Annotated in this window: 19 protein-coding genes and 1 pseudogene; 10 read left to right on the plus strand and 10 right to left on the minus strand. The window is 72.7% G+C overall.

Features of this window, described 5'->3' with window-relative positions; all coding sequences use genetic code 11:
- Both ACFVUY_RS14835 and mce read right to left on the minus strand, forming a co-directional pair.
- Positions 1 to 2,321: pseudogene (locus tag ACFVUY_RS14835) on the minus strand (hypothetical protein); the annotation flags it as partial.
- Between the two features lie 509 nt (positions 2,322 to 2,830).
- Positions 2,831 to 3,271, minus strand: a complete 441-nt coding sequence (mce, locus tag ACFVUY_RS14840) for a methylmalonyl-CoA epimerase (protein WP_316526247.1) — start codon at positions 3,269 to 3,271, stop codon at positions 2,831 to 2,833.
- 251 nt (positions 3,272 to 3,522) lie between these two features.
- Between mce and ACFVUY_RS14845 the strand changes: the two genes are divergently transcribed.
- Together ACFVUY_RS14845 and meaB are read left to right on the plus strand one after the other, a co-directional pair.
- Positions 3,523 to 4,716 (plus strand): acetyl-CoA C-acetyltransferase, encoded by a 1,194-nt coding sequence (locus ACFVUY_RS14845; RefSeq protein ID WP_387729990.1) that lies wholly within the window; start codon positions 3,523 to 3,525, stop codon positions 4,714 to 4,716.
- A gap of 86 nt (positions 4,717 to 4,802) precedes the next feature.
- Entirely contained in the window at positions 4,803 to 5,759 is a 957-nt protein-coding gene (gene meaB, locus ACFVUY_RS14850) for a methylmalonyl Co-A mutase-associated GTPase MeaB (RefSeq protein WP_387729992.1), read from the plus strand.
- 60 nt (positions 5,760 to 5,819) lie between these two features.
- Here the strand turns inward: meaB and ACFVUY_RS14855 are convergent, their stop codons facing one another.
- The 5 genes from ACFVUY_RS14855 to ACFVUY_RS14875 form a co-directional block, all read right to left on the minus strand.
- A complete protein-coding gene (locus ACFVUY_RS14855) occupies positions 5,820 to 6,335 on the minus strand; it encodes a MarR family transcriptional regulator (RefSeq protein ID WP_359899917.1) in 516 nt (171 codons plus the stop codon).
- 40 nt (positions 6,336 to 6,375) lie between these two features.
- Entirely contained in the window at positions 6,376 to 7,185 is an 810-nt protein-coding gene (locus ACFVUY_RS14860) for an AIM24 family protein (protein ID WP_387690938.1), read from the minus strand.
- A 245-nt stretch (positions 7,186 to 7,430) separates the two neighbouring features.
- A complete protein-coding gene (locus ACFVUY_RS14865; protein ID WP_387690867.1) occupies positions 7,431 to 8,081 on the minus strand; it encodes an AIM24 family protein in 651 nt (216 codons plus the stop codon).
- The gene (locus ACFVUY_RS14870; RefSeq protein WP_359899913.1) at positions 8,081 to 8,719 is read right to left on the minus strand and encodes an AIM24 family protein; all 639 of its coding nucleotides are present in this window, start codon (positions 8,717 to 8,719) and stop codon (positions 8,081 to 8,083) included. The genes ACFVUY_RS14865 and ACFVUY_RS14870 overlap by 1 nt, the downstream gene beginning before the upstream one ends.
- 103 nt (positions 8,720 to 8,822) lie before the next feature.
- Entirely contained in the window at positions 8,823 to 9,620 is a 798-nt protein-coding gene (locus tag ACFVUY_RS14875) for a DUF2127 domain-containing protein (RefSeq protein WP_359899911.1), read from the minus strand.
- A 266-nt stretch (positions 9,621 to 9,886) separates the two neighbouring features.
- Here ACFVUY_RS14875 and ACFVUY_RS14880 point away from each other — a divergent pair, with 266 nt between their 5' ends.
- Entirely contained in the window at positions 9,887 to 10,198 is a 312-nt protein-coding gene (locus ACFVUY_RS14880; protein WP_380348672.1) for a DUF3817 domain-containing protein, read from the plus strand.
- A 151-nt stretch (positions 10,199 to 10,349) separates the two neighbouring features.
- Here the strand turns inward: ACFVUY_RS14880 and ACFVUY_RS14885 are convergent, their stop codons facing one another.
- Both ACFVUY_RS14885 and ACFVUY_RS14890 read right to left on the minus strand, forming a co-directional pair.
- Complete coding sequence (locus tag ACFVUY_RS14885) at positions 10,350 to 11,975, minus strand: M4 family metallopeptidase (RefSeq protein ID WP_387729995.1); 1,626 nt, start codon at positions 11,973 to 11,975, stop codon at positions 10,350 to 10,352.
- Between the two features lie 398 nt (positions 11,976 to 12,373).
- Positions 12,374 to 14,005 carry a M4 family metallopeptidase gene (locus ACFVUY_RS14890; RefSeq protein ID WP_387690863.1) on the minus strand — a complete coding sequence of 544 codons (1,632 nt, stop codon included), beginning with the start codon at positions 14,003 to 14,005 and terminating at the stop codon, positions 12,374 to 12,376.
- A gap of 497 nt (positions 14,006 to 14,502) precedes the next feature.
- Between ACFVUY_RS14890 and ACFVUY_RS14895 the strand changes: the two genes are divergently transcribed.
- From ACFVUY_RS14895 to ACFVUY_RS14905, 3 genes are all read left to right on the plus strand, one after another.
- Positions 14,503 to 15,039 carry a MarR family transcriptional regulator gene (locus ACFVUY_RS14895; protein WP_359899905.1) on the plus strand — a complete coding sequence of 179 codons (537 nt, stop codon included), beginning with the start codon at positions 14,503 to 14,505 and terminating at the stop codon, positions 15,037 to 15,039.
- 76 nt (positions 15,040 to 15,115) lie between these two features.
- Positions 15,116 to 15,454, plus strand: coding sequence for a DUF3817 domain-containing protein (locus tag ACFVUY_RS14900; RefSeq protein ID WP_387729997.1), 339 nt, complete (start codon positions 15,116 to 15,118; stop codon positions 15,452 to 15,454).
- Between the two features lie 207 nt (positions 15,455 to 15,661).
- Positions 15,662 to 17,347: a methylmalonyl-CoA mutase gene (locus ACFVUY_RS14905; protein WP_387730000.1), complete on the plus strand. Its 1,686-nt coding sequence runs from the start codon at positions 15,662 to 15,664 to the stop codon at positions 17,345 to 17,347.
- 88 nt (positions 17,348 to 17,435) lie between these two features.
- Here ACFVUY_RS14905 and ACFVUY_RS14910 read toward each other — a convergent pair whose 3' ends face one another.
- Positions 17,436 to 17,987, minus strand: a complete 552-nt coding sequence (locus ACFVUY_RS14910) for a TetR/AcrR family transcriptional regulator (RefSeq protein ID WP_359900018.1) — start codon at positions 17,985 to 17,987, stop codon at positions 17,436 to 17,438.
- Positions 17,988 to 18,526: 539 nt separating this feature from the next.
- On the opposite strand from ACFVUY_RS14910, the gene ACFVUY_RS14915 reads away from it, so the two are divergent.
- From ACFVUY_RS14915 to ACFVUY_RS14930, 4 genes are all read left to right on the plus strand, one after another.
- Positions 18,527 to 19,519: a tetratricopeptide repeat protein gene (locus ACFVUY_RS14915; protein WP_387690858.1), complete on the plus strand. Its 993-nt coding sequence runs from the start codon at positions 18,527 to 18,529 to the stop codon at positions 19,517 to 19,519.
- Between the two features lie 700 nt (positions 19,520 to 20,219).
- On the plus strand, positions 20,220 to 20,882 hold the full coding sequence (locus ACFVUY_RS14920) for a DUF6230 family protein (protein ID WP_387690856.1): 663 nt from the start codon (positions 20,220 to 20,222) through the stop codon (positions 20,880 to 20,882).
- Between the two features lie 133 nt (positions 20,883 to 21,015).
- The gene (locus ACFVUY_RS14925) at positions 21,016 to 21,714 is read left to right on the plus strand and encodes a DUF6114 domain-containing protein (RefSeq protein WP_387730003.1); all 699 of its coding nucleotides are present in this window, start codon (positions 21,016 to 21,018) and stop codon (positions 21,712 to 21,714) included.
- On the plus strand, positions 21,711 to 23,132 hold the full coding sequence (locus tag ACFVUY_RS14930; RefSeq protein ID WP_387690852.1) for a hypothetical protein: 1,422 nt from the start codon (positions 21,711 to 21,713) through the stop codon (positions 23,130 to 23,132). The genes ACFVUY_RS14925 and ACFVUY_RS14930 overlap by 4 nt, the downstream gene beginning before the upstream one ends.
- The last annotated feature ends 48 nt before the right edge of the window (positions 23,133 to 23,180 follow it).

A 23,180-nucleotide genomic window follows, 5' to 3' on the forward strand; every position in this document is an offset into this window, starting at 1 on the left:
AGGGTCCGCAGTTCCGCGGCGGCCTGCTCGGCCTGTTCGCGGGCGGCCTCGGCGGCGTCCAGGTGCTCGGAGGTCTCCTCGCGCTCGCGCCGCAGCCCCTCGGCCGCCTCCTCCCGCTCGCGCCGGCTCTCCTCGCGCAGCGCCTCGGCGGCGGCCTCGGCCTCGGCCCGGGCCCGGGCGGCCTCGGTGTCGGCCTCCGTGCGCACCCGCTCGGCGTCGGCCACCGCGGCGTCCCGGACGGAGGTCGCCTCGGCCTGCGCCTCGGTGGTCAGGGCCTGTGCCGCGGCGGTCGCCCCGGCGCGCACCTGCTGGTCGAACTCGGTTGCCTCGCGCCGGAGTTCGGCGGTCTCGCGTTCGGCCGCGGCCCGGTTCTCGGCGGCCGCGGCCTTGGCGGCGGCGAGCGCGTCCTGGCCCTGCTGCTCGGCCGCCTCGGTGATCTTCCCGGCCTCGGCGCGGGCCCGGGTCAGGGTCTGCTCGGCCCGGCCCTGGGTCTCGGCGGCCTGCTCCTGGGCCTGCTCGCGCAGCCGCTCGATCTCCCCGGCGGCACCCGCGCGCAGCTCGTCCGCGTCGGCCTTGGCCTTGCTGAGCAGCTCCTCGGCGTTCTTCGCCGACTCCTCGATCTGGACCACGGCCTGGCGGCGGGCCTCGCCGCGCACCCGGTCGGCCTCGGCGGCGGCCTGGGCGCGCAGCTCCTCGGCCTCGGCCCGCAGCCGGGCCGCCTCGTCCTGCATCTGCTCGATCCGCTCGCGGATCGCGGCGGCGTCGTCCAGAGCGGCGTTCTGGGCCTGCTCGACGGCGGCCTGGGCCTGCTCGCGCAGCCGCTGCGCCTCGGCGGCGGCCTCCGCGCGGATCCGCTCGGCCTCGGCGGCGGCCTCGCCGCGGGCGTTCTCGGCGTCCTGGTCGGCCCGGCCGAGCACCTCCTCGGCGGTCTTGGCGGCCTTGGCGAGGTGAACGGTGGCGTCCTTGGCGCCGGCCGCCCGGCCCGCCTCCTCGGCCTCGCCGCGCAGCCGCTGGGCGTCGGCCTCGGCCTGGGCCCGCAGCTCGGCGACGTCCCGTTCGGCCTGGGCCCGCAGCTCGGCGATCGCCGCCTCGGCCTCGGCCTTCAGCTCGGTGGCCACCGACTCGGCGGTGGCCCGCAGCCGCTCGCTCTCCTCCGCCGCGGCGGCCTTGGCGGCGTCGGCCTCGGCCTGCTTGGTGGCGGCCTCGTCGCGGACGGCCTCGGCCTCGGCGCGGATCGCCGAAGCCTCCTTGGTGGCCTGGGCGACCATCCGGGCCACCTCGGCCCGGGCGGTCTGCGAGCGCTGCTCGTTCGCGGCCTCGCCGTCGGCGACCCTGCGTTCGGCGGCGGCCTCGGCGTCGGCCTGGAGCTGTTCGGCGGCCTGCTCGGCCTGGGCGCGCAGCTCGGTGACCTCGTAGCGGGTGCGCTCCGCCTCGGCGATCACCTCGGCGCGCAGCCGCTCTATCTCGGCCTTGGCCGCGGCGAGCTGCTGCTCGGCCCGGGCCTGCTCGGCGGCGGCCTGCGCCTTGAGCCGGCCGATCTCGGCCTGGGCGCCGGCCAGCTGGCCCTCGGCGGCGGCGTGTGCGGCGGCCAGCTGCTGCTGGGCCTCGCCCCGGGCGGCGTCCACGTCGGCGGCGGCCTGGGCGCCGGCCTGCTGGGCCTGCTCGGAGGCGGCGCGCAGCAGGCGCTCGGCGTCGTTCTGGGCCCGCTGCAGGGCGGCCTCGGCGGCGGCCTGGGCCTCACCGCGGGCGGCGTCCACGTCGGCGGCGGTCCGGGCGCGGGCGTGGTCGGAGAGGGCGACGGCCTCCGCACGGGCGGCGGCGACCATCCGCTCGGCCTCGGCGCGGGCCTCCTGGAGCAGCCGCTGGGCCTCCTGCTCGGAGCCGGCCCGGGTCTGCTCGGCCCAGCCGTTGACGTGCTGCTCGGCGGAGCGGCGCAGTTCGGTGAGCTCGTCCTCCAGCTGGCGGCGGCGAGCGGCCAGGTCGGCCTCCAGCCGGGCGGTGCGCTCGGCGGCCTCGGCCATGATCCGCTGGGTGGCGGCCTGGGAGTCGCGCAGCTGGCGCTCGGCGTCGGCGCGCAGCTGCTGGGCCTGCATCTCGGCGGTGCGGAGCATCTGCTCGGCCTGGCCGGAGACGGCGTCGAAGGCGCGCGGCTGGGCGAGCATGCGGCGGGACTCGTGCAGTTTCGCCCGCAGTACCTCCACCTGGTAGGCGAGGTCCTCGGCATGCTCGACTGCCTTGTCCCGCTCCTTCCGAGTCCGACCCATCTCGGCCTCGAACTGGGAGAGGTGATCGTCAGCCTCGTAGCGGTCGTTGCCCCGCACTCCGCGGTCCCATCCATCTCCTGGTCGCGTCCTCGACCGGGCCGGGGCCGGGCTCCGGTATCCCGGGCGCCGGTCCGACTGGTCCTTGCATCCGCAGCCGGTGGACGGCTCCCCGCCATGTCGGGGCCGCCCGCCGCGGTTGTCGGAGTCCGGGGCGCGGGAGCGCGGGGATGCCGCGTTCCCCCGTCCGAGTGGACTCCTGGGCGAACTCTTGCCTTGTGGAGAATGGTGACAGATCCGTCTTGCGACTGTTCAGCCGTGCCCGCGTAATGGACTCCCCTTGCGACGGGCCGACCACCGGAGGGCGGACGGGCCTGTCTTCGGCCGTGCCCGTCGCCTCCGTCCCCCGGAGCCGTCGCGCACCTGGGCATTGTAGTGGGAGCGCACTGCGGGGGAATGGCCGCAGGGGTGTTTTCCGGCTCTTCCCGCCAGGTTACTGACGGGTCATGACCGACGGGCCGTCGGTCGCCGCCGGGGCGGGGCCCGCCCCGGGGCGGGCCGGGAGGGGATCAGTGCTCGTCGTGGCCCTGCTGCGCGGAGGTCACCAGCTCGGTCAGGACGCCCCCGCAGTCCTTGGGGTGGAGGAAGGTGATCCGCGACCCCATCGAGCCGATCCGCGGCTGGTCGTAGAGGACCCGGACGCCCTTGTCCCGGATGGCCTCGGAGTCGCCGTCCACGTCGGCGGTGCCGAAGGCGATGTGGTGCACGCCCTCGCCGTTCTTCTCCAGCCACTTGGCCACGGTGGAGTCGGGCCGGGTGGGCTCCAGCAGCTGGAGGTAGGAGGCGCCGCCGTCGTCGGTGCCGTTGATCCGGAGCATGGCCTCGCGGACGCCCTGCTCCTCGTTGACCTCGGAGTGGAAGACCTCGAAGCCGTAGGTGGCGCGGTAGAACTCGACCGTCTTGTCGAGGTCTCGGCAGGCGATGCCGATGTGGTCGATGCGGGTCAGCACGACGGCCTCCGGGGTGGGGAAGGGCGGTGGGAAAGGTGCACCAAGTGCAGCGCATGGCCCGCGCCGTACGCCAGTACCCGGCGTGCGAGCCTGCTCACACGGCGGGCGGTTCACCCGGAGCGGGTCGGCACGGTGTTGACTGGATGGTGCCAGTGCGCTCGATCACACTGTCGCTCCGGTGACGGGCGGGTAACAGGTCAGTACATTGAGCGCATCCTCACCTGGCCACGACGTGCGAAGGGGCCCGTCCCATGACCAACACCACCTCTGTGATCGTTGCCGGTGCGCGGACCCCGATGGGCCGCCTGCTGGGTTCCCTCAAGGGCTTCTCCGGCGCCGACCTCGGCGGCGTCGCGATCAAGGCCGCTCTGGAGCGGGCCGGGATCACCGGCGAGCAGGTCCAGTACGTGATCATGGGCCAGGTGCTCCAGGCCGGCGCCGGCCAGATCCCGGCCCGCCAGGCCGCCGTCAAGGCCGGCATCCCGATGAACGTCCCGGCGCTGACCATCAACAAGGTCTGTCTCTCCGGCCTCGACGCCATCGCGCTGGCCGACCAGCTGATCCGCGCCGGGGAGTTCGACATCGTGGTGGCCGGCGGCCAGGAGTCGATGACCAACGCCCCGCACCTGCTGCCGAAGTCCCGCGAGGGCTTCAAGTACGGCGCGATCGCGATGCTCGACGCGATGGCCCACGACGGCCTCACCGACGCCTACGAGAACATCCCGATGGGCGAGTCCACCGAGAAGCACAACACCCGCCTGGGCATCCCGCGCGAGGTGCAGGACGAGATCGCCGCCGCCTCCCACCAGCGGGCCGCCAAGGCGCAGGCCGACGGGGTCTTCGACGCCGAGATCACCCCGGTCGCCGTCCCGCAGCGCAAGGGCGAGCCGGTGCTGTTCAGCCAGGACGAGGGCATCCGCGCGGACACCACCGTCGAGGGCCTGGCCAAGCTGCGCCCGGCCTTCGCCAAGGACGGCACGATCACCGCCGGTACCTCCTCGCAGATCTCCGACGGCGCCGCCGCCGTGGTCGTGATGAGCAAGGCCAAGGCCGAGGAGCTGGGCCTGACCTGGATCGCCGAGATCGGCGCCCACGGCAACGTGGCCGGCCCGGACAACTCGCTCCAGTCGCAGCCGTCCAACGCGATCAAGCACGCGCTGGCCAAGGAGGGTCTGGAGGTCGCCGACCTCGACCTGATCGAGATCAACGAGGCCTTCGCGGCCGTCGCCCACCAGTCCATGAAGGACCTGGGCGTCTCCTCCGACATCGTCAACGTCAACGGCGGCGCCATCGCGCTCGGCCACCCGATCGGGATGTCCGGCGCCCGCGTGGTGCTGACCCTGGCGCTGGAGCTGCAGCGCCGCGGCGGCGGGGTCGGCGCGGCCGCGCTGTGCGGTGGCGGCGGCCAGGGCGACGCGCTGATCGTGCGCGTCCCGAAGGCCTGACCGGCCGATCGCTCCAGGGCTGCGGACCGCGAGTGGCGGTCCGCAGCCCCTTTCGGCATTCGACGGCATTGCGCTAGGAGCTCCTGATGATCGATGTCGCCACGCTGGTCGAGCAGGCCCGGGAGGGCCGGCCGCGGGCGGTCGCCCGGCTGATCACGCTGGTCGAGAACGCCGCGCCGCAGCTGCGGGAGGCGATGGCCGCGCTCGCGCCGCACACCGGGCGGGCGTACACGGTGGGCCTGACCGGCTCGCCCGGGGTCGGCAAGTCCACCTCCACCTCGGCGCTGGTCTCCGCCTACCGGCGGCTCGGCAAGCGGGTCGGGGTGCTGGCCGTCGACCCGTCCTCGCCGTTCTCCGGCGGCGCGCTGCTGGGGGACCGGGTCCGGATGCAGGACCACGCCACCGACCCGGAGGTGTTCATCCGCTCGATGGCCACCCGCGGCCACCTCGGCGGGCTCTCCTGGGCGGCGCCGCAGGCGCTGCGGGTGCTGGACGCGGCCAGCTGCGAGGTGATCCTGGTGGAGACCGTCGGGGTGGGTCAGTCCGAGGTCGAGGTCGCCGCCCAGGCCGACACCACCGTGGTGCTGCTGGCCCCCGGGATGGGTGACGGCATCCAGGCCGCCAAGGCCGGGATCCTGGAGATCGGCGACGTCTTCGTGGTCAACAAGGCCGACCGGGACGGCGCCGACGCCACCGCCCGGGAGCTCAACCACATGCTGGGCCTCGGCGAGGCCCGGGAGCCGGGGGACTGGCGCCCGCCGATCGTCAAGACCGTCGCGGCCCGTGGCGAGGGCGTGGACGAGGTGGTCGAGGCGCTGGAGAAGCACCGGGCCTGGCTGGAGGAGCACGGCGAGCTCGCCGCGCGGCGCCGCCGCCGGGCCGCCGAGGAGATCGAGGCGATCGCCCTGGCCGAACTGCGCGCCCGGATCGGCGACCTGCGCGGGGACCGGCGCCTGGCCGTCCTGGCCGAACGGGTGGCGGAGGGCGCGCTGGACCCGTACGGCGCGGCCGACGAGCTGGTCGCCGGCCTGACTGCGAGCTGAGACGCGGTCCGCCCCGCCGCGACGGTGGTCGCGGCGGGGCGGAGCGGTGCGGGGGCGGCGCTACGGCTTGCCGCGCAGGCCGCGGAGGTGTTCGGCGATGGGGGCGAGGGCCTGGTACATGTCGTCGAGCTGCTCCGGGGTGAAGCGGTCGATGAAGTGGGCGCGGACGCTGCGCACGTGGTCCGGGGCGACCCGCTGCATGGTCTCCCAGCCGTGTTCGGTGAGGTGGGCGTAGAGGCCGCGGCGGTCGCCGGGGCACTCCTGGCGCAGGACCAGGCCGGCGTTCTCCATCCGGGTGATCTGGTGGGAGAGACGGCTCTTGGACTGGAGGGTGGCGGTCGCGAGGTCGGTCATCCGCATCCGGCGGTCCGGTGCCTCGGAGAGCACCACCAGGATCTCGTAGTCGTTGATCGCGAGGTTGTGCGGCTGGAGTTCGCGGCTGAGCTGGTAGTCCAGCAGCTTGGCGACCTCCAGATGGGCGCGCCACATCCGCTGCTCCCTGGCGGTCAGCCAGGGAGTCTCCTCCTCGGGCTGCGGCGGAGGGGTGTCCGCAGTGTCGATCGTGTGCGTATCCATGCTCTCAAGCATAGCCGATTTAGTTCAATCTTGTACAAGTTTACAGGCCGAAACGTCGGCCGAGGTCGCCCAGATTACCGAGCCCGGGGATGTTGGGATTCCCGCCGCCGTGCCCGGCCGTTCCCGGCTGGGACGGCACGCCGCCCATCGGCACGCCCGCCTCGGCCCCGACCGCGCCGACCGACCGCTCGGCCAGGAGTTTTTCACTCGATTGCAGCAGCACCTGGCCGGCGCCGATGAACTCGAACTGGTGCTCCTCGCCGGAGGCCCCGCCGAAGCCGGTCAGCCGGCGCAGGCCGCCGATCAGCCCGTGCATGTAGTCGTGGTCGTAGTGGTGGCACGGCGCCGGGCAGTCCGCCCAGCCGACCAGCGCCTGCGGGTCGACCCGGATCGGCGGCTCGACGAAGTGCACCGGCCCGTTGGAGGCCGCGACGAAGCGGCCGGTGCCGATCAGGGTCAGGAAGCCCGGGATGATCGACTGCTTGAGCCGCAGCGTCGGGTCGAAGGCCAGCAGGTTGCCGGAGCGGACGGTCAGGTTGCCCTCGTCCAGGTCGTACGAGTTGAGGTCGAACGCCCGGTCGGCCAGCAGCAGCTTGCCCCGGCCCTCGGCGACCACCCAGTCCGCCGCGTGCATCGGCGAGTTGAAGTGCTGCCCGAGCATCCGGTCGACCGCCCCGGCGCCGACGCCCTTGAAGGTGATGTCGCCGTAGTAGGCGACCATCTTGCCCTTCTGGAGGAAGTACGAGCCGTTCAGGTCGACCGAGAAGGCGTACGGGTTGACGTTGTCGCCGGCCGGCAGGCTGTGGGCGTCCCACACCACCGGCCCGGTGCTGCCGTGGCCGGTCGGCAGCGGGGCCACCGGTCCGCCGAACTGCTCCTGAGCGTACGGCTGTTGCTGCTGGTACGGCTGCTGGTGCGGCGGCGGCGGGGCCTGCTGGGCGTACGGCTGCTGCGGCGGCGGGGGGTAGCCGCCGGGCGGGGGCGGCGGGTAGCCCTGCGGCGGGCCGTAGTTCGGCGGGGGCGGCGGGACCGCGAAGCCGGGCTGGGTCGGCTGGTTGTGCGGGGAGCCGTACGGGGGCTGCGGCGGGTGGGACATCAGAGCTTCTCCTCGCTCGCCTGGACGTACACCGCGCCCTGCCCGGACAGTTCCAGCTGGAACGCCTCGCCCGAGCCGCGGCCGATCATGTCGCGCCAGCCCAGTGCCGTGGACAGCTTGTTGCGCACGTCGCCGCGGTGCGCCACGTACGCCTGGGGGTCGACGTGCACCGACTGGCCGGGGACGATCGGCAGCTCGAAGACGCCGCCGTGGGCCATCACCGCGACCGAGCCCTGGCCCTCCAGCTTGGTGGTGAACAGGCCCTGCCCGGTGACCTGGCCGCGGACCATGCCCATCACCCCGCCCTGCGAGCCCATGAACATGGTGGACTGCCGCAGCGTGCCCTCGAAGGCGAGCAGCCGGTCCGCCTCGACGTAGAGGGTGTCGCCGAACAGGTCGATCACGTGGACGTGGTGGCCGCCGTGGCCGAACATCACCCGGCCCTGGCCCTCGACGGTCATCAGCGGGGTGTCCTCGTTGGCCACCCGGCGGCCGATCATCGACATCACGCCGCCCTGCCCGCCGGTGATGTTCGGCGTGAAGCGGACGTCGCCGCTGTACGCGAGCATCGCGCCGCGCTGGCTGAACAGCCGCTGCCCGGGTAGGACCTGGGCCTCGACCATCTTGCCGTTGATCTTCGTGAAGCCCATCAGACGTCGCCCCCGATGGTGACCTTCTCGGAGGGCTGGACGTACACCAGGCCCTCGCCGGTGAACTCGATCTGGACGGCCTCGCCGCCGCCCTCGCCGATGATCGTCGTCCAGCCCGCGCCCGACTTCAGGCTGCGCTGCAGGGTGCCGGTGTGCGCGACGTACGCGCCCGGGTCCACCCGCAGCGGCATGCTCTTGTCGACCCGCAGGATGACGGCCGGCCCGTTGGAGGTGACGGCCGCCCAGCCGTGGCCCTCCACCTTGGTGGTGAACAGGCCGTTGCCGGAGGACATGCCGTTGAGCCCGGTGAAGCTGGTGCCGGTGTGCAGGGTCGACTCGGTGCAGAGCAGGTTGTCCGATTCGACGTACAGCGTCTCGCCGTTCAGCCGGACCAGATTGATCTCGGTGGCCTTGTCGGCGAAGTAGCAGGTGCCCTGTCCCTTCACCTCCATGACCGTCATCTTCTCGCCGGTCAGCCGGCGGGTGACCATGCCGCGCAGGCCGTCCCCGCCGCCGGTCAGTTTCTTGAAGGCCATCTGCCCGGTGTAGGCGACCATCGAACCGTTTCGCGCCTTGACGGCGTCCCCGCCCAATTCGACGGCGAGCACGCGCGATCCCTGGAGTCTGAACTGTGCCACGGCCGCAATCTAGCCGCTGCGGCCGTGGTCCGGGGAGGGTGCGCGGGCCAACTGGTACCGGCCTGCGACAAACGCGCCGGTCAGGCCGGGGCGCGCGCCCCGCTCAGGCTCGGGCGTGCGCCCCCTGTCCGGGGCGCGGAACGGTGCCGGCCGCCTGCTCGACCTCCAGCAGCGAGGCCGAGTGGCGCTCCGCCTCGAAGGCCACCACGCCGCCGCGCAGTCCGAACAGGCGCTTGGAGAGCATGATCCAGAGCACCGCCGCGATGTTCAGCACCAGGGTGCAGACCTTCAGCGCGCTGACGTGGTGGCTCAGCTCGTAGCCCTCCAGGGGGAGGAAGGCCGCGGTGGCGACCACCGTCAGGTACTCGGCCCAGCGCTTGTTCAGCCACAGGCCGACCGCTTCGACGATCTCGATCACCGCGTAGGCGATCAGGGCGCCCGCGACGATCAGCAGGGTGCTCTTCTTGAAGTCGAAGGTCTTGCGGATGGTCTCGACGATCGGGGCGTGTTCGAGGTCCCAGTGGAAGTGGTCGGTGACCGGCCTGAAGACCGTGAGGTTCTCGTCGAACACCCGGTGCACCGCGTCCTGGCTGTTGGAGAACTTCCACACGGCCCAGGCGACGACGATGATCAGCAGCCCGCGCAGCACCCGTTCGACGGCCAGGAAGCGCAGGATGAACAGGTCCCGCAGCGCCTTGCCGCGCGGCACCAGCGGCGCGTCCTCGGCCGGGCCGGAGCCGTGCGGGTCGCCCAGCGCGAAGTCGCCGCAGCGCAGGCAGCGCCAGGCGTCGCCGAGGGCGGTGGAGGCGTGCAGCCGGGAGGCCAGTTCGGGTTCCGTCGGCGCGTAGGTGGTGTGACCGCGCCTGGCGCAGGTCCTGCGGTCCCAGTCGAGCTTGAGCATGTGGCGACTACCCCCGTGTGCGATGCGTCGGCGCCCGGATCGGTGGGCGCGCGGGCAGCAGGATAGGGGTTCCCGGTGACGGGCGGTCGCGCTCGGAGGCGTTCCGGCACACAGCTGTGACAGGGCGGGCGGGCGCTGTGAGATCGGGCACGGTGGCCACCCCCGGCCGGGGGTCCGGCCGTGTGCTCGGCGATAATGGCCGGAATGCTTGTGAGTTGCTTCACAAGCGCGCCCGCGCCGCCGACCCCCGTATTGAGGTATCCATCGTGAACAGCAGCGCCGTCCACCGCCTGCGCCTGGTCTCCGGCCCCGAAGGGGTCTCCTTCATCCTGCTGCTGATCTGCTCGGTGCTGAAGCGGACGACCTCGTTCGACGCCGTCCCGGTGATGGGCATGGTCCACGGCGTCCTGTTCATCCTCTACGCGGTCTTCTGGATCCAGGCCTGGCAGGCGCAGAAGTGGGACGCCAAGCGCGGCGTCCTGATGTTCGTGCTCGCGGTGCTGCCCACCGGCGGCTTCTTCGCCGAGCGGATGCTCGCCCGCGAGGAGCGGGGCGAGCCGAAGCCCGCCACCGCCTGAGCCCCGGCGTCATCGTGGACGGTCGACAGGCTGCCGCGGCCTCCTCTCCCAAAGGGCCGCGGCAGCCTGTCGCCGTTTCTTACCGGGGGTGGCTCTGGCCGGTCCTGCCGGCGGCTCGCGCCGGGGCCGGTCGGGGCGTGCCGGGCACGCCCTAGTTGACGTTCACCGCGCTCCAGGCCGCGGCGACCGTGTTGTACTCGGTGCTGCTCGCGCCGTACAGGTCGGTGGCGGCCTTCAGGGTCGCGGTGCGGGCGGCCTTGTAGTTGGTGGTGGAGGTCATGTAGACGGTCAGCGCGCGGTACCAGATCGCGGCCGCCTTGGTCCGGCCGATGCCGGTCACCGTCGAGCCGTTGGAGGTCGGGCTGTTGTAGCTGACCCCGTTGATGACCTTGGCGCCGCTGCCCTCGGCGAGCAGGTAGAAGAAGTGGTTGGCGACGCCCGAGGAGTAGTGGACGTCCTTGTTGCCGACGGTGGAGGACCAGTTGTCGGCCGAGGCGCCGTCCTTGGAGGGCTTGTCCATGTAGCGCAGCGGGGTGCCGTTGCCGTTGATGTTGAGCTTCTCGCCGATGAGGTAGTCCGGCGGGTCGGCCGGGAGGTTGGCGGACCACTCGACCATGGTGCCGAAGATGTCCGAGGTGGCCTCGTTGAGGCCGCCGGACTCGCCGGAGTAGATCAGGCCGGCGGTGGCGGAGGTGACGCCGTGGCTCATCTCGTGGCCGGAGACGTCGATGGCGGTCAGCGGGTGGGTGTTGCTCGCGCCGTCGCCGTACGTCATGCAGAAGCAGGAGTCGTCCCAGAACGCGTTGACGTAGTTGGTGCTGTAGTGGACGCGGCTCGCGGCGCCGACGCCGTTGTTCTTGATGCCGTTGCGACCGAAGGTGTTCTTGTAGTAGTCCCAGGTCGCCGCGGCGCCGTACTGGGCGTCGACCGCGGCGGACTCGCGGTTGGAGGGCGTGCCGTTGCCGAAGCTGTTGGTGGTGTTGCTGAAGAGCGTTCCGCTGCCCGAGGTGCCGCCCTTCAGGTCGGTGGTGGACTGGTTGCCCCGGGAGGCGTCCTTGAGCTGGTAGTTCGAACCGCTCTGGGTGGTGGTCAGCGTGACGGTGCCGACGTTGACGCCCTTGCCGGTGCCGGTGGCGGTCTGCACCTTCTCGTCGCTGGCGAGCACCTGGCCGGTGGCGGCGTCGGTGATCACTTCCTGGCGGCTCGGGGTGCCGTCCGAGCGCTGGCCCGAGACCACCGTGCGGTGGGCCAGTCGCGGGGTGCCGTCGGCGGCCCAGACGACCAGCTCGGGAGCGCCGGCGCCGTCGACCCGGCTGAGCGCCGCCTCGTCCGCGTCGGCGGTGATGCCGACGGTCGCCCGCACCGCGGCGGTGGCCGCCTCGGCGGCCTGCGGCGCGGCGAGGCCCGGGGTGAGGCTGGGAACCGACAGCCGACCGGCGAAGGCCTGGTCGACGGACTTCACCGAGCCGTCGGCCTTCTGGTGGACGACCAGGTCGCCGCCGATGACCGGCAGGCCCGCGTAGGTCCGGTCGTACCGCAGGTGGCGGGTGCCGTCCTTGTCCACCACGACGTCCTTGGGCACCAGCTTCTCCTGGCCGCCGAGGGCGAGGGCCTGGGCGACCGGGGCGCTCTGCCCGGAGGCCAGCGCCAGCAGCGCGGACTGCTGCTGGGCCGGCGAGGGGGCGGCGGCCTGGGCGGGGGCGGCGGCGATCTGGATGACGCCGGCCAGCAGGGCGGTGGCGGAGAGTACGGCTCCGACAGTCAGCTTTCGCTTCACGTGCGGGGGTTCCTTCCACGAGACCCGCGGGTGCGTGCGGGTGCGCCGCGTACCGGGGCGCCGGGGTTGGCGCCTTGGGGCGGTAGGGCGCGGACGTGCCGGTCCCGTGCGGTTCCTGACGCTCCGCCGGGTGTGGGTGGGGGCGGCGGAGGGTCGGACGGGACTTGGTCAGAAGCATGACAATCGTTGGCAGGGATGGACAGGGTGCCTCCGGGGATTGGCCAGGAACCGCCAATCCCGGTACGGATGGTTCGGTTGCCGCCCGCTGCCCGGTTTCGGCGGTTCGTCCCCCTGGCGGGACTCCGCCAGCCGCCCGGCCTTGACAGTCCTCCGCAACGGCCGGACGCCCGGGCCCTCCCGATGGAGGTCCCGGGCGTCCGGTGCGCCTGTGCGGTGCGTCAGTTGACGTTGACACCGCTCCAGGTGGCGGCGACGGCGCTGTACTCGGCGCTGCTCGCGCCGTACAGGTCGGCGGCGGCCTTGAGGGTGCCGGTGCGGGCGCCCGCGTAGTTGGTGGTGGAGGTGAAGTAGGTGGTCAGCGCGCGGTACCAGATCTGCGCGGCCTTGTCCCGGCCGATGCCGGCGAGGGTCGAGCCGTTGGAGGTCGGGCTGTTGTAGCTGACGCCGTTGATCGTCTTGGCGCCGCTGCCCTCGGACAGCAGGTAGAAGAAGTGGTTGGCGACGCCGGACGAGTAGTGGACGTCCTTGTTGCCGACGGTGGAGGACCAGTAGTCGGCCGAGGCACCGTCCTTGGACGGCTTGTCCATGTAGCGCAGCGGGGTGCCGTCACCGTTGATGTTGATCAGCTCGCCGATGAGGTAGTCCGGGTTGTCGGCGGGCAGGTTGGCGTAGAACTCGACCATGGTGCCGAAGATGTCCGAGGTGGCCTCGTTGAGGCCGCCGGACTCGCCCGAGTAGTTGAGGTTGGCGGTGGCGGAGGTGACGCCGTGGCTCATCTCGTGGCCGGCCACGTCCAGCTCGGTCAGCGGGTGGGTGTTGCTCGTGCCGTCGCCGTAGGTCATGCAGAAGCAGGAGTCGTCCCAGAACGCGTTGACGTAGTTGGAGCCGTAGTGGACCCGGCTCGCGGCGCCGACGCCGTTGTTCTTGATGCCGTTGCGGCCGAAGGTGTTCTTGTAGAAGTCCCAGGTCGCCGCGGCGCCGTACTGGGCGTCGACCGCGGCGGACTCCGCGTTGGAGGCCAGGCCGTTGCCGAAGCTGTTGGTGGTCTTGGCGACCAGGGTGCCGGAGCCGGAGGTCTTGCCCTTCAGGGTGTAGGTGGCCTGCCCGCCGCGGCTCGCGTCCTTGAGCTGGTAGCTCGAACCGCTCTGGGTGGTGGTCAGCGGGACGGTGCCGACGAAGACGCCCTTGCCGGTGCCGGAGGCGGTCCGGACCTGCTCGTGGCTGGAGAGCACCTGGCCGCTCGCCGCGTCGGTGACCAGCAGCTGGCGGCTCGGGGTGCCGTCGGCGCGCAGGCCCTCGACCGTGGTGCGGTAGGCCAGGCGCGGGCTGCCGTCGGCGGCCCAGACGACCAGCTCGGCCTTGCCGGTCTGGTGGACCTCGGTCAGCGGGGACTCGTCCGCGTCGGCGGCGATGCCCACGGTGGACTGCACGGCGCCGGTCGCCTGGGCGGCGGCCTGGTCGGCGGGGATCTGCGGGGTGAGGCTCGGCAGCGCGAGGGTCGCGCCGGTCGCCTTGTCCACGGAGGTGGTCGAGCCGTCGGCCTTCTGGTGCACCACCAGGTCCCCGCCCAGGACCGGGAGGCCGGCCAGGGTGCGCTCGTAGCGCAGGTGGCGGGTGCCGTCGGCGTCCACCACGGCGTCCTTGGCCACCAGTTGCTCCTGGCCGCCCAGGGCCAGGGCGTGCGCCACCTTGCCGGCCTGGCCGTTCGCCAGGGCGATCAGGTCGGCACGCTGCTGCGCGCCCTGGGACTGCGGGGCGGGGTCCGCGACGGCCACGGCGCTCACCTGGACGACGCCGGTGAGCAGGGCGGTGGCGGAGAGTACGGCGACTGCGGCGAGCTTTCGCTTCACGAACGAGTCCTTCCGGGAAACCGCGAACGGACGCGGTCGCGCGGCGTTCCGGGGGGCCGGGCCGGCACCTGAGGGGCGGAACGAGCGCTGACGTGCAGGTCCCCGTGCGGTCGGAGCGGCTGTGCCACCGGTGGGTGGGGGTGGTGGCTACCGAACGGGTTGGCCGAAAGCATGACAATCGAGCAAATCAAATGACAGGTCTTGCTCATGAATTGGCCAAGTCCCGCCACGGCCGAGGAATGTGAACGGGCGGACAAAAGGGGGGAATCGCCCGGCCTTGCAGCGGGTTACCGTCCGAACCGAGGCCTGGTGGCACGGCGCAGGGCCGATCGGGGGTCAACCCCGTTGCGCCGGCAGCCCGTTGTCGCGCGTTCACATCGACGCAATGTCCTGGTATGGACCTGGCCGTCCGATTGGCGGGTTCTCGCCACGTGCTGCGCTTGTCCACCATCAGGACGCCTGGTAACACGCGTCCCGTCCGCCGGTACGGTAAGGAGGTGGCCAAGCCCCTCGCTCTCGACTTCGACCCGATCGCCCGCGCCGACGAGCTGTGGACCCGCCGCTGGGGCGCGGTCCCCTCGATGGCGGCGATCACCTCGGTCATGCGCGCCCACCAGATCCTGCTCTCCCGGGTGGACGCGGTGCTCAAGCCGTACGGGCTGACCTTCGCCCGCTACGAGGCCCTGGTGCTGCTGACCTTCAGCCGGACCGGCGAGCTCTCGCTCTCCAAGATCGGCGAGCGGCTCATGGTCCACCCGACCAGCGTCACCAACACCGTCGACCGCCTGGAGCGGGCCGGCCTGGTCGCCCGCCGGCCCAACCCGCTGGACGGCCGCGGCGTGCTGGCCACGATCACCGGGCGCGGCCGCGAGGTGGTCGAGGAGGCGACCGGGCGGCTGATGGCGATGGAGTTCGGGCTGGAGGAGTACGGCGAGGAGCAGTGCCGCCAGGTCTTCGATCTGCTCAGGCCGCTGAGGGTGGCCGCCGGCGACTTCACCGATCCGGGCGAGGGGGCTGCGAAGGGGACGGCGTGAGGGCGGCTACCCTCGTTGGAGCGGTGCGCGGATCCGGGCGTACCGGCCGATACTGCCGAGCGACGCGAGGAAGATCATGAAGGCGACCCCCCTGCTGGGCTGGTACCGGGCCCTGGCCGTTGCGACCGGTGTGGCGCTGCTGGTGTTCTGCGGCTTCATGGTCGCGAAGTACGGCTTCGGCGCGGCCGAGGACGTGACCACGTACGTCGCGATGCTGCACGGCTACCTCTACATCGGGTACTTCGTGGTGACCTTCCTGCTCGGGCAGAAGCTGAAGTGGCCGATGGGCCGGCTGGTGCTGACCCTGGCGGCGGGCTGCATCCCCTTCCTCTCCTTCGTCTTCGAGCGCAAGGTGGCCCGCGAGGCCGCCGAGAAGCTCCCGGCGGGCGCCGCCCGCCAGCCGGCCGGGATCTGAGCCCCGCCGCCCGCGCCGCCGAGAGCGCCCCTCCCCGATCAAGGGGGAGGGGCGCTCTCGGCGTTTCGTGGGCCTTCGGAGTGGATTCCGGGCCGTGCGGGCGGTCGTCCATCGACAAGTGCTAGGACGTCCGAGTAAATTATTAGGACGTCCTACTAGTTGCGCCGCCCGTCGCCGTGGCGGCCGTACGGAGCGGAGTTCGGGGTCATGGACGCCGAGGAGATCGAGCGCGGCCGGCAGCGCTGGCAGCAGCGGTACGACAAGGCCCGCAAGCGGGACGCGGACTTCACCACCCTCTCCGGTGACGAGGTCGAGCCGGTCTACGGCCCGCCCGCCGGGCAGGCCCACGAGGGTTTCGAGCGGATCGGCTGGCCGGGCGAGTACCCGTACACCCGCGGCCTGCACCCGACCGGCTACCGGGGCCGCACCTGGACCATCCGCCAGTTCGCCGGCTTCGGCAACGCCCAGCAGACCAATGAGCGCTACCGGATGATCCTGGACGCCGGCGGCGGCGGCCTCTCGGTCGCCTTCGACATGCCCACCCTGATGGGCTACGACTCGGACGACCCGAAGTCGCTCGGCGAGGTCGGCCACTGCGGCGTGGCCATCGACTCGGCCGCCGACATGGAGGTGCTGTTCGACGGCATCCCGCTCGGCGAGGTCACCACCTCGATGACGATCAGCGGCCCGGCCGTGCCGGTCTTCTGCATGTACCTGGTTGCCGCCGAGCGCCAGGGCGTGGACCCGGCGGTGCTCAACGGCACCCTCCAGACGGACATCTTCAAGGAGTACATCGCGCAGAAGGAGTGGCTCTTCGCCCCCGAGCCGCACCTGCGCCTGATCGGCGACCTGATGGCCTACTGCGCCGAGGGCATCCCCGCGTACAAGCCGCTGTCGGTCTCCGGCTACCACATCCGCGAGGCCGGGGCGACGGCCGCGCAGGAGCTGGCGTACACCCTCGCGGACGGCTTCGGCTACGTCGAGCTGGGCCTGTCCCGCGGCCTGGACGTGGACGTCTTCGCGCCCGGCCTGTCCTTCTTCTTCGACGCGCACCTGGACTTCTTCGAGGAGATCGCCAAGTTCCGCGCCGCGCGCCGGATCTGGGCCCGCTGGATGCGCGACCGCTTCGGGGCCAAGACCGACAAGGCGCAGTGGCTGCGCTTCCACACCCAGACCGCCGGCGTCTCGCTGACCGCGCAGCAGCCGTACAACAACGTGGTCCGCACCGCCGTGGAGGCACTGGCCGCGGTGCTCGGCGGCACCAACTCGCTGCACACCAACGCCCTGGACGAGACCCTGGCGCTGCCCTCCGAGCAGGCCGCCGAGATCGCCCTGCGCACCCAGCAGGTGCTGATGGAGGAGACCGGCGTCGCCAACGTGGCCGACCCGCTGGGCGGTTCCTGGTACGTCGAGGCGCTGACCGACCGGATCGAGCAGCAGGCCGAGGCGATCTTCCAGCGGATCCTCGACAAGGGCCGCGAGGACCACGAGATCGGCCCGATCACCTCCGGCATCCTGCGCGGCATCGAGGAGGGCTGGTTCACCGGGGAGATCGCCGAGGCGGCCTTCCAGTACCAGCAGTCGGTGGAGAAGGGCGACAAGCGCGTGGTCGGCGTCAACTGCCACCCGCGCAGCGTCACCCCCGAGCTGGAGATCCTGCGGGTCAGCCACGAGGTCGAGCGCGAGCAGGTCCGGGCGCTGGGCGAGCGCAAGGCGGCCCGGGACGAGGCGGCCGTCCGTGCCGGGCTGGACGCCATGCTGGCGGCGGCCCGCTCGGGCGCGTCGATGATCCCGCCGATGCTGGACGCGGTGCGTGCCGAGGCGACGCTGGGCGAGATCTGCAACGCGCTGCGGCAGGAGTGGGGGACGTACCAGGAGAACGCGATGTTCTGAGGCCGAGGCCGAGGCCGAGGCCGAGGCCGCGGCCGGAGCGGAGCCGCCGTACGGGACCGGGATCCCGTACGGCGGCTCCGCCGTGCGCTCAGCCGGCGAGCAGCGGTCCGAGCAGCAGGTCGGTGAAGCGGCGGGTCCACTCCGGGGTGATCGGCTCGCCGCTGACCAGGACGCGGTGCTCGACGGTGCCGGCGATGGTGTCGAAGATGATGTCGACCTCCTCGCGGGCCGAGTCGGCGTCGCAGTCCGCTCCGAGTTCTCCGCGCGCCTGGGCGGCCGCCCGGCCCTGGCGGACCAGCCGCTTCTGCGGATCCACGATGGACTCGCGGATCCGGCGCCGCAGCTGGCGGTCGCGGGTCCCCTCGGCGAACAGCGCGAGCAGCGCGGCCTGGGTCTCCGGGCGGGCCAGCAGATCGGCGAACTGGGCCACCACGGCCTCGATGTCGGCCCGCAGGCTGCCGAGGTCGGGCATCACCAGGTCGTCGAAGAGGGTTGCGACGGCGTCCACCACGAGCTCGTTCTTGGACGGCCAGCGGCGGTAGAGGGTGGTCTTGGCGACCCCGGCGCGGCTCGCCACGTGGCCCATGGTCAGTCCGCCCCAGCCGAGTTCGGCCAGCGCCTCGCGGGTGGCGTCGAGGATCGCGCGGTCGGCGGCGGCGCTGCGGGGGCGGCCCTTGGCCCGGGCGGCGCCCGCGGGTTCCGGGGTGGCGGCGGCCCGGTGGGGGGCCGCGCCGGCCGGGTCGGGGCAGGTCCGGGCGGTGGGCTCGGCGGGCTCCACGCTGTCCGGGCTCGCTGGGGGCTGGGCGGCCGGCACCGGGCCTCCTCGCGCTTTACTGGTAAGTAACTTGGGTGGGGTTGGTAACGGTAGCGACTGTTCGCCCGTTCGGGCAGCGGGGCGGCCCGGGAAAGTGGGGCAGGTCACGTCCCCGAACCGCCGGTGGGGCTTGCGGGCGGGGCACCGGCTCCAGTTACGCTACGACTCGTAGCGAAAGCAGTGACAACCAGGCGCCGCGTCCCGTGGGACGGGAGCGGCGCGGGCGCGGGTGGGGATCCGCGCCGAACGGTCCAGGCTACCGGGGGAGGGGCACCGCGCCCGGAATTCCGTGCCGCGCGGTCCGCGCGGGGCGACTTTCCGGAGGATGGTGCCCGCGAGCAGCGCGGACGGGGGAGGATGGTGCCATGCAGCCACGGAATTCGCGTCTCAACAGCTCCGCCCTGCGCGGCGCGGTCGACCTCGCCGCAGTGAAGGCGGCCGGTGAAGCCGCCCAGAAGGCCGAGCAGGCCCGGGCCGAGCGGGCCCGGCAGGCGGCCGCCGCCGAATCGGCCGGAGCCGCCCCCGCCCAGTCCGCCCAGCAGCTCGTCATCGACGTCACCGAGGACACCTTCGAGACCGAGGTCGTCCAGCGTTCCACCGAGGTGCCGGTCGTCATCGACTTCTGGGCCGAGTGGTGCGGGCCCTGCAAGCAGCTGAGCCCGATCCTGGAGGACCTGGCCGAGGAGTACGCCGGCCGCTTCGTGCTCGCCAAGATCGACGTGGACGCCAACCAGCTGCTCGCCCAGCAGTTCGGCATCCAGGGCATCCCGGCCGTGATGGCCGTGGTGGCCGGCCAGCTGGTGCCGCTGTTCCAGGGCGCGGAGAGCGCCGCCAACATCCGCAAGATCCTGGACCAGCTGATCCTGGTCGCCGAGCAGCGCTTCGGCGTGGGCGGCGGTGCCGCCGCCCCGGGCGAGGCCGAGGCCGCCGCGCCGCAGCGTCCCGAGGACCCGGCGCTGTCCGCCGCGCACGACGCGCTGGACTCCGGTGACCTGGGCGGTGCCATCCGGGCGTACCAGAACGTGCTGCTCGAGCAGCCGGGCAACACCGAGGCCAAGCTGGGCCTGGCCCAGGCCGAGCTGCTGAAGCGGATCGAGGGCCTGGACCTCCAGGCCGTCCGGGCGGCGGCGGCCGCCGACCCGAAGGACGTCGAGGCCCAGCTCAAGGCGGCCGACCTGGACCTGGTCGGCGGTCACGTCGAGGACGCCTTCGGGCGTCTGGTGACCACCGTCGGGCGGACGGCCGGCGAGGACCGGGACGCCGCCCGGCTGCGCCTGCTGGAGCTGTTCGAGGTGATCGGCCCGGAGGACCCGCGGGTCGTCGCGGCCCGTACGGCGCTGGCGCGCGTGCTGTTCTGAGTCCGGATCAGGTCCGCCGTCTGGCACGGCGGATGACCTGCGGTGTCGCTGGGGATTTGGCGACAATCCGGTCAACCGAACAGAGGTTTACCAAATCTTGATTTCACCCGCGGGTGGTCACCATGTGTGACCACCCGCGGGTGTTTCGCTGGTGTTTCCGGCGGATTTCGCCATCACGATTCCTTCAAGACGTCACACAGGGTGCGGCTCGGGTCGATTTCATGATCAACGTCACCTGGTGTTGCATTACCCGTCAGTAAGGAACCTCTTGTGCTTCGCCCGGGATTCAAGCACGATCGGCCACGCCCGGTCCCAGACTCCACCTCCGCCGACCCCGGTCGGCCACGCGGAGCGCGGGATCCCCACCGGGTGATCCGCCGGCCCCGGCCGGCGGGAGGGAGGGCAGGGGGGTATCCGCGGTCCCACGGCGGTTCCTGTCCTTCGACCGGCCGCGCGGCCCTGCGCGGTCGCTGGTTGTCGCTCGGGGGTGATCGCCGATGTCGTCGGTCCTGCCCGCCGCCCCGCAAGGTCGGCCGGTGCTCGGACGGGACGCCCGCTGCACGCGGGTCGCTCCCGCGTCCGACGACGCCCAAGGCGCTCTCCGCTACCGAGGACGTAGCTCTCTCCCATCCCAGGCCCCCACCGGTGCGGGACGCACCGCCGGGGAGCCGGAGATGTACGTCCTAGAAGGAGGACTCGCATGTCCCAGACCTACGGCAAGACCCGCTGGAAGCGCTTCGCCCTGGTGATGGTGCCGAGCGTCGCGGCCACCGCGATGGTCGGCATCTCGATCGCCAACAACGCGCTGGCGGCTTCGTTCAGCGTGTCCGGCCAGAGCTTCAAGGTCACCACGCCGGAGCTGCACGGCAAGAACTTCGCCCAGTTCGGCTCGATCGACGCGGAGACGAACGGCACTCCGCACCCGGTCGCCGTCTCGGCCTTCGACGAGGCCACCATCAAGGGCCTCTGCCAGTCGGTGGTGACCGACCCCAACGTCATCCCCCACCTGCCGTGGAAGCTGCCCAAGATCGTCCTGCGCCTGGAGGCCGGCAACAGCGACGACGTCCAGAAGCAGGTCTACGCCAAGAACCTGCTGATCGACCTCGACCAGCTGAACGCCGACGCCGAGTTCACCAACATCAACATCGGCCAGGACGCCTCGACCCTCAAGGGCTCGGCCACCCAGGGCTGGCAGTCCAAGCTCGGCGGCCTGCCGTCCGGGCAGACCGGCTTCGCCCAGGCCGCCGAGAAGGCCGACCTGTACAACGTGCAGCAGACCGCCTGGGCCACCTCGGCCGGCACCTTCAAGCTCCAGGGCCTGAAGCTCGCGCTGCACACCGACGGTTCCGGCGAGTGCTACTAAGCCGCTGACGGCGGCGGACCGGGCCCGGTCCGCCCGCCCCGACGGCACCTGCGGGACCGGGGACGGTGCGTGCGCCGTCCCCGGATCCCGTGTCTCGTCCATCCCCTCGTTCACACCATCGAGGAGCTGCACCGTGTCCAGCGCCCTTGCCTCCTACCGGCCCGCCGAGCACGAGAACCCCGCCCAGTGGCTGCGCCGGGTGTTCCGTACGTTCCGCCGGACGCGGCCGTACTACGGCGGTCTGCTGGCCATGATCGCCGGCGTCCCGATCATGTACTTCCCGTACGCCAAGCTCTCGCTGGGCGGCATGACGGTGGCCATGGCCACCACGGCGGGTGCCGGGTCACTGATCATCGGCGTGCTGCTGGTGGTGCTCGGACTGACCGCGTGGTTCCAGCCGGCCGTACGCGTCTTCGCCGGTATCGCCACCACCCTGCTGACGCTGGTCTCGATCCCGGTCTCCAACCTGGGGGGCTTCGGGCTGGCCCTGCTGCCGGGCCTGATCGGCGGCGGGCTGATGGTCTCCTGGGCCCCGCTGCCGGAGCCCGAGGGCGGAAAGGCCGCCAAGGGCCGGCGCTGGCGCCGGACCGGGAGCGGCGCCGGGGACGCGGCGGCCGGGAGCGCCGTCGCGCAGAGCGTCGCCACCGAGCCGGAGGCCGTCGCGCAGAGCGTCGCCACCCAGCCGAACGCCGAGCCGATCGCCGAGCCGATCGCCGAGACCCGGACCGCTGCCGCGGCTGTCCCCGCGACCGTTACCGCGGCCGCCGAACCCGTCGCCGGAACCGCCGTCCCGAAGCAGGCCGGTGCCGTGGACCAGGAGGAGGCGCGGTGACCGGGCCGGCCGAGCAAGCCGACAACGGTACGACCGTTCCCGCGCAGCGCTCCGGCCGGCACGCGGCCCCGCGCACGCCCGTACGGGTCCGGCTGAGAGGCCGGGCGCTGGCGATGGCGGCGGTGCCGACCGCGCTGCTGATGGCCGCGGCCTACACGCCCAGCCCGGCGGTCGCCGAGTCCGCGGCGGGCAAGCCCTGCGGCACCGCTCCGGCCACCGTGCCGGACGTCGCGCCGATCGAGACGCCGGTGCCCAAGAGCGAGCTGCCGGAGCCGCCGCCGGGCCCGTCCACCGCGCCGAGCCAGGCCCCGACCACGGCACCCCCGGCCGGTCCCTCGACCGACCCCGGCTCGGTGCCGACCCAGGTGCCGACCACCGCGCCCGCCCAGCAGCCCACCTCGCCGGTCAAGCCGTCGGCCGCCACCACCCAGCCGTCCGTCGCCGGTTCCGCCGTCGCCGGTTCCGCCGACACCGGCACGGCGGTCCGGAGCGGTCTGATCGACGACCTGGTCGGCGGCATCGGCCACCTGCTGAACCCGAACGCCGCGCCGGGCCCGACGCCGGCCACCACACCGGCGGCCAGCACGGCGCCGACCGCGCCGACCGCTCCGACGGCCCCGACCGCACCCGCCCCGAGCACGGGCACCCCGGCCCAGCCCGCCCAGCCGCAGGCCCGGGCCGCCGCCCCGCAGGCCGCGCCGCCCGCGACCCGGCCGGCCGACGACGAGCCCTCGCCCACCGCCGCGCCCACCGCCGCGCCCACCGCCGCGCCGAGCGGCAAGGCGACCGGCAGGCCGAAGCCGTCGGCGGACGCCTCGGCGACGCCCTCCGCGGGCGCCTCCGGCAGCCCGTCCGCCACGCCCACCGAGAACCCCAACTGCGATGTGGACGCCCGGTCCCTGACCGCCGGCGCGCCCGCCCCCGGGCACGTCGTCCCGGAGCAGAACTGGACCCTGAAGACCAGCCGGCTCGCCCTGCACGGCGCGACCTTCCACGGCGTCTACGACGTGAAGACCCCGACCGGCAGCAAGCGGGTCCTGAAGTTCGTGGTCGACAGCGTGGACATCGACAACCTCGACATGTCCACCCTGGAGGGCAACGGCGTCACCTTCCACGTCCAGGGCGCCCCGGGGTCCACCTCGACGATGCGCAAGGGCCCGGTCACCATGTACGTGGAGCGGCTGTCCGGCCACCTCTCCAAGGTGCTCGGCCTGCCGATCCTGATCGACCTGGGCGAGATCACCCTCACCCCGGACACCCTGCCGCGCTGGCTGTACGACCTGATCGGCGCCATCCCGATCCCGCTGGACCTGGAGCTGACCGGCGTCACCGCCAAGCAGGCCGGTCAGTTCGGCGGCACCCTGCGGATCCCCGGGATGCGCATGTTCAACGACGACGCGCCCTACAGCGACAAGTAGCGGCGGCGACGGGCGGCGCGGCCGACGAGCGGCGTGCGCCGCAAGGCC

The sequence above is a fragment of the Kitasatospora sp. NPDC058063 genome, from assembly GCF_042885395.1.
Lineage (GTDB): Bacteria > Actinomycetota > Actinomycetes > Streptomycetales > Streptomycetaceae > Kitasatospora > Kitasatospora lactacystinica.